The sequence below is a fragment of the Neomicrococcus lactis genome (assembly GCF_014200305.1).
In the GTDB taxonomy this organism is placed as follows: domain Bacteria; phylum Actinomycetota; class Actinomycetes; order Actinomycetales; family Micrococcaceae; genus Neomicrococcus; species Neomicrococcus lactis.
Genome location: NZ_JACHBL010000001.1, coordinates 475,913 through 486,363, shown reverse-complemented (window position 1 = coordinate 486,363; position 10,451 = coordinate 475,913). Strand labels below are relative to the sequence as shown.

At 58.5% G+C, this 10,451-nt stretch carries 13 protein-coding genes; 2 read left to right on the top strand and 11 right to left on the bottom strand.

What is annotated here, in order from left to right; all coding sequences use genetic code 11:
* The first annotated feature begins 167 nt into the window (after positions 1 to 167).
* Positions 168 to 296: a hypothetical protein gene (locus tag BKA12_RS12475; protein WP_271394455.1), complete on the top strand. Its 129-nt coding sequence runs from the start codon at positions 168 to 170 to the stop codon at positions 294 to 296.
* 84 nt (positions 297 to 380) lie between these two features.
* Here the strand turns inward: BKA12_RS12475 and lgt are convergent, their stop codons facing one another.
* From lgt to hisI, 8 genes are all read right to left on the bottom strand, one after another.
* Positions 381 to 1,412, bottom strand: a complete 1,032-nt coding sequence (gene lgt, locus BKA12_RS02315; RefSeq protein WP_183640366.1) for a prolipoprotein diacylglyceryl transferase — start codon at positions 1,410 to 1,412, stop codon at positions 381 to 383.
* Positions 1,413 to 1,415: 3 nt separating this feature from the next.
* Complete coding sequence (trpA, locus tag BKA12_RS02310; RefSeq protein WP_183640365.1) at positions 1,416 to 2,228, bottom strand: tryptophan synthase subunit alpha; 813 nt, start codon at positions 2,226 to 2,228, stop codon at positions 1,416 to 1,418.
* Entirely contained in the window at positions 2,228 to 3,547 is a 1,320-nt protein-coding gene (gene trpB / locus BKA12_RS02305) for a tryptophan synthase subunit beta (RefSeq protein ID WP_183640363.1), read from the bottom strand. Before trpB ends, trpA begins: the two co-directional genes overlap by 1 nt.
* Positions 3,548 to 3,596: 49 nt before the next feature.
* Entirely contained in the window at positions 3,597 to 4,457 is an 861-nt protein-coding gene (gene trpC, locus BKA12_RS02300) for an indole-3-glycerol phosphate synthase TrpC (RefSeq protein WP_183640361.1), read from the bottom strand.
* Between the two features lie 2 nt (positions 4,458 to 4,459).
* Positions 4,460 to 4,726 (bottom strand): DUF6704 family protein, encoded by a 267-nt coding sequence (locus BKA12_RS02295; protein WP_183640360.1) that lies wholly within the window; start codon positions 4,724 to 4,726, stop codon positions 4,460 to 4,462.
* Between the two features lie 135 nt (positions 4,727 to 4,861).
* On the bottom strand, positions 4,862 to 5,491 hold the full coding sequence (locus BKA12_RS02290) for a Trp biosynthesis-associated membrane protein (RefSeq protein ID WP_183640358.1): 630 nt from the start codon (positions 5,489 to 5,491) through the stop codon (positions 4,862 to 4,864).
* A complete protein-coding gene (locus BKA12_RS02285; protein ID WP_183640357.1) occupies positions 5,488 to 7,110 on the bottom strand; it encodes an anthranilate synthase component I in 1,623 nt (540 codons plus the stop codon). The genes BKA12_RS02290 and BKA12_RS02285 overlap by 4 nt, the downstream gene beginning before the upstream one ends.
* Complete coding sequence (gene hisI / locus BKA12_RS02280) at positions 7,110 to 7,505, bottom strand: phosphoribosyl-AMP cyclohydrolase (protein ID WP_338087398.1); 396 nt, start codon at positions 7,503 to 7,505, stop codon at positions 7,110 to 7,112. Before hisI ends, BKA12_RS02285 begins: the two co-directional genes overlap by 1 nt.
* Before the next feature lie 166 nt (positions 7,506 to 7,671).
* Here hisI and BKA12_RS02275 point away from each other — a divergent pair, with 166 nt between their 5' ends.
* The gene (locus tag BKA12_RS02275; protein ID WP_183640354.1) at positions 7,672 to 8,316 is read left to right on the top strand and encodes a TIGR03085 family metal-binding protein; all 645 of its coding nucleotides are present in this window, start codon (positions 7,672 to 7,674) and stop codon (positions 8,314 to 8,316) included.
* A 78-nt stretch (positions 8,317 to 8,394) separates the two neighbouring features.
* On the opposite strand, the gene hisF is transcribed toward BKA12_RS02275, so the two are convergent.
* From hisF to BKA12_RS02260, 3 genes are all read right to left on the bottom strand, one after another.
* Complete coding sequence (gene hisF / locus BKA12_RS02270; RefSeq protein ID WP_183640353.1) at positions 8,395 to 9,165, bottom strand: imidazole glycerol phosphate synthase subunit HisF; 771 nt, start codon at positions 9,163 to 9,165, stop codon at positions 8,395 to 8,397.
* Between the two features lie 70 nt (positions 9,166 to 9,235).
* Complete coding sequence (hisG, locus tag BKA12_RS02265) at positions 9,236 to 10,084, bottom strand: ATP phosphoribosyltransferase (protein WP_183640352.1); 849 nt, start codon at positions 10,082 to 10,084, stop codon at positions 9,236 to 9,238.
* Positions 10,085 to 10,140: 56 nt separating this feature from the next.
* The gene (locus BKA12_RS02260; RefSeq protein WP_183640351.1) at positions 10,141 to 10,404 is read right to left on the bottom strand and encodes a phosphoribosyl-ATP diphosphatase; all 264 of its coding nucleotides are present in this window, start codon (positions 10,402 to 10,404) and stop codon (positions 10,141 to 10,143) included.
* Positions 10,405 to 10,451: the final 47 nt, after the last annotated feature.

Sequence of the window (10,451 nt, the reverse complement as noted above, 5' to 3'; positions counted from 1 at the left end):
ATGCCAACGGGGTCCAGGACAATAGGATCCTCGGCAGCGCCATTGCTGAGGTTAGCGGCCGGTTTCGGCTCTGTCATGATGGGCCCTTTCTGTAACGGTGCAACTCGTCGCCTGGACGGAACGGAACCGGCGCAAGCGAATCTTGCTTGCACGCCAAGAAAGGGGGTGTGACCTGGATCAGCGGCAAGCGATTCCACGTCATCGTGGCGCCGTCATACGGTGTTTTCTCGTTGATTCACGAGAACTGCATGACGATCGTCGCAGACGGCAAATGTGATCTCGTCCACGGTTTTTAGCTGGATTGAATGTAGCACCCAACACAGGGGCGACGCGATATTTTGTGCCATTTTTTCGCGCCGCCCGTAATATGCAGATTTTTACTAAGCCTGATCGCTGGGTTTCAGCGAGGTGTCGGTTGATTTTTCCGTAGAGGACGACGACGCAGCTGCAGTACCTGCCTCAGCTTCCGTTCCTTCAGTGAGCGCGTCAGTTTCTTCCGCGGTCTCTTCCGGCGTTTTTCCGGGCAAATACACAATGTCTAAGCCAGTGCGGCGCGGGCGCGTTGCCATGAGAGCGAACATGACCACGGCCAACAAGAACATCAACAAGGACGTCCAGACGTTGAGACGCTGAGTGACACCCAAAATGGTGATCATCTGGGCGTCATCGATGCGTAGCATTTCGATCCACGTGCGGCCGGCGGTGTATACGGCGACGTAGAGCCAGAACATCGAGCCCCGCTGGAACTTGAACTTGCGATCAAGCAGGAGAATGAGAGCTACGCCCGCCAAGTTCCACAAGCATTCGTAGAGGAACGTGGGGTGGAACAGGGTTCCGGCTGGAAGGTCCGCAGGGAAGCTGGGGTTGGTGGCGTCGATCTGAAGACCCCACGGCAAAGTGGTGGGTCCGCCAAAGAGTTCTTGGTTGAAGTAGTTGCCCCATCGGCCAATGGCCTGAGCCAGCAGTACGCCCGGTGCCACAGCATCGGCGAAAGCGCTCAAGCGCACGCCCGCGCGGCGGCAACCAATCCACGCACCCACGGCGCCGAGCGCAACGGCACCCCAAATGCCCAGGCCGCCGTTCCAAATCTGCCAGATCTTGGTCAGATCGCCGGTGCCGTCATAGTTCGGGCCAAAGTAAGCGTCCGGGGAGCTGACCACGTGGTAGAGGCGTGCACCAATGATGCCGAAGATGACTGCCCACATAATGATGGAGAAGAAGGGGTCCTCAGGACCGCCCTTCTTCTTCCAGCGGCGGTAGCCGAGCCACCCGCCCAACAGACCACCGGTCAGCAGACACAGCGCGTAGACGTGAATGGTGAGTGGACCGATGTGGAACTTGGACCACTCCGCCGGAGGCGAGGGAATGGATGCTTGAATGCTAGCGAATTCCAGCACTACGCCTGACAACATAAGTTACTGAGTCCGTCCTGACAGTTTTGCGGTCAATTCGGCGACGCCATCAATACCGCGATCGCGCAGTGCCGCGACAAGTGCGGTTCCCACGATCACGCCATCTGCGTAGGCACCAATTTCTTCAACGTGTTCGCGGCGGGAAACGCCAAGGCCCACGCACGCGCGTTCGGCACCGGCTGCATGAGCACGGTCCACCACGGCTTGGGTTGCAGCGGAGACGTTGTCACGAGCGCCGGTGACGCCCATGACGGAGACGCAGTACACGAATCCGCGGCTGGCCTTTACGGTCATTTCCATGCGCTCTGTCGTGGAGCTTGGAGCCACCAGGAACACGCGGTCCAGACCGTACTTGTCTGAGACTTCAAACCATTCGTTGGCCTCATCCGGAATGAGGTCGGGGGTAATGAGTCCTGCTCCCCCGGCTTCGGCGAGGCGGCGCGCAAATTCCTCCACGCCCACGCGCATGACCGGGTTCCAGTAGGTCATGACTTCCACAGCCGCATCGCACTGTTCCGTCACGGCACGCACGATGTCGAAGATCTCTGGGACCCGGAAGCCGTTGGCCAAAGACTCAACGGTGGCTGCCTGGATGACTTCGCCGTCCATGACGGGGTCAGAGTATGGAATGCCGATTTCAATGACATCGGCGCCGTTCTTGGCCATTGCCACGGCAGCATCAATGGTCGCTTGCGTGTTGGGGTATCCCGCGGGCAAGTAACAAATGAGCGCGGGGCGTCCCTCACTGCGTGCCTTCTCGATTGCCTGAGCTGCAGAGCGCACGGTTGGAAGCTGTTGGTTGGTTGCCTCAGTCATTACTTGACCTCACCTTCTGCGGCAGCGGCGGCTGCCTTTTCGTCCAGCAGGCCAAACCATTCAGCAGCCGTAGCCACGTCCTTGTCACCACGACCCGACAGGTTCACCACAATGATTTGCTCTTCAGGCGTACGGCCTTCCGCAACCCATCGCTTTGCCAAACGCAAGGCACCAGCCAGAGCGTGAGAGGACTCGATAGCCGGGATGATGCCTTCTGTACGGCACAAGAGACGGAATGCGTCCATCGCTTCGGTGTCAGTCACAGGCTCATAGACGGCACGGCCGAGGTCGGAAAGGTATGAGTGCTCTGGTCCTACACCTGGGTAGTCCAAGCCGGCGGAAATCGAGTGCGACTCGATGGTCTGTCCGTCCTCGTCCTGCATGAGGTAAGAACGCGCGCCGTGAAGAACACCAGGGCGTCCCAAGTTGATGGTGGCAGCGTGACGGCCGGTCTCCACGCCGTCGCCACCGGCTTCAAAGCCGTACAGCTCAACGGATGGGTCATCCAAGAAACCGTGGAAGATGCCAATGGCGTTGGAGCCGCCACCGATGCATGCGCCAACAGCGTTCGGCAAACGTCCGGTCTGAGCCAGGATCTGCTCGCGTGCTTCGTCACCGATGACTTGGTGGAAGTAACGGACCAATGCTGGGAATGGGTGTGCGCCAGCGGCGGTGCCCAAGAGGTAGTGAGTGGTGTCCACGTTGGTCACCCAGTCGCGCAATGCTTCGTTGATCGCGTCCTTGAGCGTCTGCGAGCCTGCAGTCACGGGAACGACGGTTGCGCCGAGAAGCTCCATGCGAGCCACGTTGAGGGCCTGACGGCGGGTATCTTCCGCGCCCATGTAGACCACGCACTCCATACCCATGAGAGCTGCTGCGGTAGCGGAGGCCACACCGTGCTGTCCGGCGCCGGTCTCAGCGATCAGACGAGTCTTGCCCATGCGCTTGGCGAGCAAAGCCTGTCCCAGCACGTTGTTGATCTTGTGGGATCCCGTGTGGTTGAGGTCTTCACGCTTCAAGAAGATGCGGACGCCACCGGCGAGTTCAGAGAAACGCTTCGCTTCCGTCAACAGTGAAGGACGGTTGGCGTAGTTGCGGTTCAAGTCAGCAACTTCAGCCAAGAACTCCGGATCAGCCTTGGCCTTCTCGAAGGTGTCTTCCAGCTGGTCAAGAGCGGCAATCAGAGACTCTGGCATCCAACGGCCACCATAAGCACCGAAGTACGGACCTGGCGCATCTCGCAGGCTACGACGCCCTGCTAGGAAGTCCTCCGCAGCAGAGTCCTCGCCTTGTGAAGTTGGGGTGGTGTTTTCACTCATGAGGTCATCCTGACAATTTCTGATCAAACTGAATACTCGGTGTGACGCATCATTGCGTCGATTGACCGGAAACGCCGGTCGCGCTTTTGGCAGATGCTCGCGCTGCAGTTGCCGCTGCTCGATACGCGCGGACGGTCGCTTCAGGATCGCCGCTCTTGACGAGCGCCTCGCCAACGAGGATCGCATCGGCACCACGGGCGCCGTACATTTCCACATCGGAAATTTCCTGCACGCCAGACTCGGCAACGATCACGCGGTCTGCAGGAATGAGGTCCTTGAGCTTTCCGAACGTTGCGGTGTCTACGTCGAGAGTCTTGAGATTTCGCGTGTTGACACCAATGATCTTGGAGCCAACCGCAACGGCGCGCTCAATTTCTTCAGCAGTGTGGGTTTCCACAAGAGCGTTCATGCCAAGCTCGTGCGTCAACGCCAAAAATTCTGCGAGCTTCTGATCATCCAGAGCGGCCACAATCAGCAATACGAGATCCGCGCCATGTGCTCGGGCTTCGAAGAACTGGTACGGCTCCACCATGAAGTCTTTGCGAAGCACAGGAATGCTGACAGCTTCACGGACGGCGTCCAGATCAGCCAAGCTACCGCCGAAGCGACGTTCTTCCGTGAGCACAGAGATTACGGAAGCGCCGCCGTTTTCGTACATTTTCGCGAGCGAGGCAGGCTCCGGAATATCCGCAAGAGCACCCTTAGACGGGGACTTCCGCTTCACTTCCGAAATGATGCGCACGGCACCGTCGCGGCCTTCGCCATCAGGCGTTCCACCGAGTGCGGCAAAGGCGTCGAGGGCGGGCGACGCGGTGAGCGCGCGGTCCTTGATTTCGGCCTCACTTACAGAGCGACGGCGCTCCTCGAGATCCTCGCGAACGCCGTCGATGATGCTTTCTAGAACCGTCACGCTTAGTGGTGGCCCTTGGACTTGCTTCCGCCAACGCCATATCCGGCCTTGACCATGAGCCAGCCAACAATGAGGCCAACAACCACAATGGCAATGCCTACATACACGCCAACAGGAATCTGCATGGCAAAGAAGATTGCGCCAACAACGACGCCAACCATCATGACGCCGATGCAAGCCCAAGCGGCAACGGAGTTTCCGTGTCCCGGAGCTTCAGCGTGCGTGGGATCAATCTCGTGCTCGAGAACTTGTTGTGCCCGGGTGTTCATTCGGTGTGCTCCTTGTACTAACTACTGTGTCTTGTACTAAATACTATGTACGTTCGACGCAACGTGTCTGATGTGCGCGGAAATAAATTCCGCAAGTCTCTTATGACATTCTGCCATCATTTTTGCTGGCGCTGGCTATGTTGCGGTCGGGTCGTCTCCACGGGAGAGCTGGTCCCAGCTATCGATGTCGTCCCACTTTTGTTGTTGAGAGGACGACGACGCCGCAGCCTTACCTTGCGCTGTTGCTTGCGAAGGGTCTTGTGCCGTTGCTGCAGCAGCTGCCTTCTCAGTTCCTTGAGTGTGTCGACGGTCCACTGCCCAAGTACCAGCCTTGATCACCATTGCGACTCCAGCAAGTGCCGCGACGGCACCGCCCACAAGTGCCAAGTAGGGCCAAAACGTCTGCGAGTAGGTGCCATCGGCCACGGACTGGCCCAACGACTCCCCCACTTTGGTTGCGGCCGCGGACTGAATATTTGAAATCACAGACAAGGTTGCGGCAACAATACCGGCGCCCGCGAGAACGAGGATCACGCCAATCACGCGGCGTCCTACAGTGCGTGCGATCGTCGCAGCAACCGCCGCAGCCAGCGACGCAACGCTCAGCGCTGTAACTGACGTGGCGGCGTCGTTCCCCGAAATATCAATTTCCGGAAGACGGACGCTCGACGACGCCGGTACGACGTGAATCCAGGTCTGCGTGGCCGCAGCGAGGACAAGAAGTGCACCGAGAAGAGCAGCGACCGTGACATTACGGGATGTCACAGGGCACCCTCCAACGTGGAGTTAGGCTCAGCGTCAGCCGATTCTCCAGCTGGCGTGATCAATGCGCGAATTGCGGCCGAGTCGACGCGTTCCATAGTGGTTGCCGCGTAAACAGCTCGCATCGGCGCTGCAGACTTATTGACGCTCTCGAGGCTTTCAGCCGTGATGTCCGAGTCCGCGACGATTCCTCCGCCGGCCTGCACATAAGCGCGGCCGTCCTTGATGAGCGCGGAACGAATGGTGATGGCCATGTCCATGTCGCCGTCAAAGTCGAAGTAGCCCACGACGCCGCCGTAGACGCTACGACGCTGCGGCTCGAGCTCGTCGAGCAGCTGCAAAGCACGCGGCTTCGGTGCGCCAGACAAAGTGCCAGCCGGGAAGGTGGCAGCCAAAGTGTCATAGGCGCTCGCGTCCGGGCGGAGCGTGCCCACCACGTTGGAGACCAAGTGCATGATGTGGCTAAAACGCTCCACTTCCATGAATTGCGTGACCTCGACCGTTCCCGGTTCGCAGACCTTGGAAAGGTCATTGCGGGAAAGATCCACCAGCATCAAGTGCTCGGCGCGCTCCTTCTCATCGTTGATGAGGTCCTTCTCATAGAGCTGGTCCTCTTCATACGTCGCTCCACGCGGGCGCGAACCGGCGATGGGGTGCGTCACCACGTGGCGATCGTTGATGGTCACGAGAGCTTCTGGGGACGAACCCACAATGGAGTACTCGCCGCCTTCTGGATGCTCAAACGTGTAGATGTACATGTACGGGCTAGGGTTCGTGGCGCGCAGGACGCGATAAATGTCGAGCGGCTCGGCGTGCGTATCCAGCTCGAAACGGCGCGAAATCACCACTTGGAAAACTTCGCCGTCAACGATCGCTTGCTTTCCAACGCGAATGGCGTCTTGGTAAGCGGACTCGTCCCACGAGTGCGTGATGGTGTTGAGCAGTTCTTCGCGCTCAATGTCATGTCCGGAAAGCACCACGGCGCCGTGCTCTGCAGGAGCGTTAAGTCGGTCCAGCATTTCCGCAAGGCGCTCAAGAGCTGCGTCATAGGCTGCATCGACGTGCTCATCCGTGCCATTGAAGTTGATCGCGTTGGCAATCAAGGTGACGGTGCCGTCCGTGTTGTCATGCACGGCCATGTCCCCCACGAGGTTCATGGCGATCTCAGGCAAGTGCAGGTCATCGACCGGAGGATTCGGCAGCTTCTCCCAGTGGCGTACGGCTTCCCAGCCAACGAAGCCCACCATGCCGGACGTCAGCGTGGGCAGTCCCGGAAGTGGCTTAGATTTGAGAGCTTCTATGGTGTCGCGAAGGACTTCTACGCTGACGCCTTCGGTAGGAAGGCCTGTAGGAACGTCGCCCATCCAATAGGCCGATCCGTCCTTGCTGGTGAGCGTCGCTGGAGAGTTCACACCAATGAACGAATAGCGGCTCCAGACACCGCCAGCTGCAGCGGATTCCAAGAGGAACGTTCCTGGGCGGCTCTGCGCGAGCTTGGAGTACAAGGAAATGGGCGTGTAAATGTCGCCCAAGATGCGGAGGCTGATCGGAATGACGCGCCGGTCTTTCGCCAGCTCGCGGAACCCTTCTCGGGTGGGAGAGATTTCGCCTAGGCGCTGCATTACTTCGTTTCCTTCGCGTCTTCGTTTTCGTTACCGACTACCACCGGGAGCTCTCGACCGGTGAAGCACGTCCTGGTGCCGGTGTGGCACGCAACGCCCACTTGGTGAACCTTGATGAGCAACACGTCTGAATCGCAGTCAATCGCGGCAGACTTCACGTATTGCACGTGGCCTGAGGTGTCTCCCTTGCGCCAATACTCACGGCGCGAACGCGAGTAGAACCAGACGCGACCGGTGGTCAGGGTGCGGGCAAGGGCCACGTCATCCATCCAACCCATCATGAGCACTTCAAGGGTGTCATGCTGCTGCACAATTGCTGGAATGAGGCCTGCCTCATTGAAAACCAGCTTCTCTGCAAGGTTGGGGTCAAGAACGTCTTGGAGGTTTTCAGACACGAGTACTTCTTCCAGGGCTTCTAGTGCCACATTCGGCTGTGGGCATCTTGTCCATTCTAGTAGCGTGCAGGAGTGACTCCGTGATCGAGGAGTAGTAATCGGATTTATCCACGACAACTAGCGAAAACACGGGCTTGAACGGGCTTTTCATGTTACGTTTCACGAGATGCATTACGTTGAAACTTCTCGAGAGGCACTCGCCGATGTTCTGGTCTCTGTAGGGCCAGATGCAGACACTTTGTGTGAAGGTTGGAAGTCCCGCCATCTATCGGCTCACCTTCTCATTCGTGAGAACTCGGCCTTGTCCGCGGGCATTTTCCTCCCCCTCTTGCGGGGTCCCATGGAGAACCGGCTCGAGCAGCTTGCAGACGCTGCTCAGGATCTCTCGGTCTATCTGGAACTGGTGGATCGATTCCGCGCAGGTCCCATAAAGTTTTCGCCCTTCCGCATTCGTCAGGTCAACCGCACCGCCAACTTGCTCGAGTACTTCGTGCACACGGAAGACGTGCGCCGCGCTCGGAGCCGCTGGGCGCCCCGTCACCTCGATGAAGATTACGTTGAAGCGCTCTGGAGTGACCTCACACACCGAGCCAAGTTCATGTACGCAAAGAGCCCGGTCGGCGTAATTTTGGTGCGCCGCGACGGCACACGATTCGTGGCCAAGCGAGCAGCTAATTCAGTAGCAGTCATCGGCCACGTTGGTGAATTGGTCATGCATTCTCATGGCCGCCAGTCTCACGCGCTTGTGACGCTTGAGGGCTCCCCTGAGTCCATCAAGATCCTCACGGGTCTCGCGAATCCGCTGGACTAGTTCGTTAGGAACATCTCGCATTCATTCGGAACATCTCACACTGCGGAAACGCAGAGGTCAGATGTTTCAAACTGAGAATTAACGAACAGGATAGCCGTGCGCGCGGATTGCCTCTTTAACCTGAGCGATCATATCGACGGGCCCAAAGTGGAAAATCGATGCGGCCAACACAGCATCCGCTCCAGCCTCGATGGCTGGCGGGAAATGCTCTGGAGCGCCCGCGCCGCCTGATGCGATGATCGGGACGTGGACGGCAGCGCGAACAGCGCGGATCATTTCCAGATCAAAGCCGTCCTTGGTGCCATCAGCATCAATCGAGTTCAGCAAGATCTCACCAACACCGCGCTCAGCGGCGTCCTTCGCCCACTGCACCGCGCACATGCCGGTGCCCTTGCGGCCACCGTGCGTCGTGACTTCAAAACCAGACGCAACATCCGGGTTATCCGTCCGCCGCGCATCCAGCGAGAGCACCAACACCTGAGAACCAAAACGCTGAGTAATCTCATTGATCACTTCAGGGCGATTCACGGCTGCCGTGTTGATGGACGCCTTGTCAGCGCCTTCGCGTAAGAGACGGTCCACATCTTCAACAGTGCGCACACCGCCGCCCACGGTCAACGGAATGAAGACCTGCTCGGCGGTGCGGCGCACTACGTCAAAGGTGGTTTCGCGGTTTCCGCTAGAAGCCGTGACGTCGAGGAACGTGAGTTCATCCGCACCGGCTTCGTTGTATCGCTTGGCCAGTTCCAGCGGATCACCGGCATCCCGGAGACCTTCAAAGTTGACGCCCTTGACCACGCGTCCCTCGTCAACGTCGAGGCACGGGATCACTCGAATAGCGACGCTCATGAATTGTCCTTAGCGATAAGTGATGTCAGTGAAGCGATAGTTCAGTGAACCAAAGAGATTCAGAGAACCCTTAGATTCGGCAAGCGTGGATCTGGCTCACCAAGATAGCGCGCGCACCGATGTCATAGAGGTCATCCATGATGCGGTTCGTTTCCTGCTGGCGCACCATCGCGCGCACAGCCATCCACTTGGCATCGTGCAATGGTGAAATCGTTGGGGATTCAAGACCTGGCGTGAGCGCGGTGGCCTTCTCCACGAGTTCGGTGGGAACGTCGTAGTCCAGCATGACGTAGCGGCGAGCTACCAAGACGCCCTGAAGTCGGCGCTTGAGCACTTCGAGGCCAGCTGGCTGGTGGTTCTTCCGGCCAATCAACACGGCTTCGGAACGCAGGATCGGGTCACCGAAGGTTTCCATGCCGGCCGCACGCAAGGTGCTTCCGGTCTCCACCACGTCGGCGATCGCGTCTGCCACGCCAAGGCGTACCGAAGACTCAATGGCGCCGTCCAAACGAACGATGCTGGCATTCACGCCGGTCTTCTCGAGGTACCCGCGCAACAGGTTGTCATAGCTCGTGGCAATGCGCTTGCCCTGGAGCTGGTTGACGTCGGTGAACGTCCCTACCGGAGCGGCGAAACGGAACGTCGAGACACCGAGGCCCAACTGCATGATCTCTTCAGCATCTTGGCTGGCACCGGAGTCCATGAGCAAGTCACGGCCCGTGATGCCAATATCCAAGATGCCTTTACCGACGTACACGGCGATGTCACGGGGGCGGAGGTAAAAGAACTCCACACCGTTTTCTGGGTCTTCCATGACGAGTTCACGGTTGTCGCGACGCTGGCGGTAACCGGACTCGGTGAGCATTTTCTGGGCAGCCTCAGACAGGGCGCCCTTGTTTGGAACAGCGATTCTCAACATTGTTGAATCCTTGAACGGCTTGAAACGAATGATGTGCGGGCAAGCGCTAGCGGTTTTTACAGATGCTTGTAAACGTCGCTTAGGGAGAGTCCCTTAGCGATCATCATGACCTGTACGTGGTACAGCAACTGCGAAATCTCTTCAGCAGCTTCGTCGTTGCTCTGGTATTCCGCGGCCATCCACACTTCAGCGGCTTCTTCTACAACCTTCTTGCCGATCGCATGGACTCCCGCATCCAGTTGTTTGACGGTGCCGGAGCCCTCAGGGCGCTCGGCAGCTTTAGCAGTCAGCTCTTCAAACAGGGAGTCAAAGGTTTTCACTTCAACAAGATTAGTCGCAATCAGTCCCTAACCCAGCACTCAGGGCG

What these genes read in the sequence shown, in the direction of transcription:
- hisF (WP_183640353.1), bottom strand. Translation starts at nt 9,165, where the DNA reads ATGAGCGTCGCTATTCGAGTGATCCCGTGCCTCGACGTTGACGAGGGA.
- trpB (WP_183640363.1), bottom strand. Translation starts at nt 3,547, where the DNA reads ATGAGTGAAAACACCACCCCAACTTCACAAGGCGAGGACTCTGCTGCG.
- lgt (WP_183640366.1), bottom strand. Translation starts at nt 1,412, where the DNA reads ATGTTGTCAGGCGTAGTGCTGGAATTCGCTAGCATTCAAGCATCCATT.
- hisG (WP_183640352.1), bottom strand. Translation starts at nt 10,084, where the DNA reads ATGTTGAGAATCGCTGTTCCAAACAAGGGCGCCCTGTCTGAGGCTGCC.
- BKA12_RS02285 (WP_183640357.1), bottom strand. Translation starts at nt 7,110, where the DNA reads ATGCAGCGCCTAGGCGAAATCTCTCCCACCCGAGAAGGGTTCCGCGAG.
- BKA12_RS02275 (WP_183640354.1), top strand. Translation starts at nt 7,672, where the DNA reads ATGCATTACGTTGAAACTTCTCGAGAGGCACTCGCCGATGTTCTGGTC.
- trpA (WP_183640365.1), bottom strand. Translation starts at nt 2,228, where the DNA reads ATGACTGAGGCAACCAACCAACAGCTTCCAACCGTGCGCTCTGCAGCT.
- BKA12_RS02295 (WP_183640360.1), bottom strand. Translation starts at nt 4,726, where the DNA reads ATGAACACCCGGGCACAACAAGTTCTCGAGCACGAGATTGATCCCACG.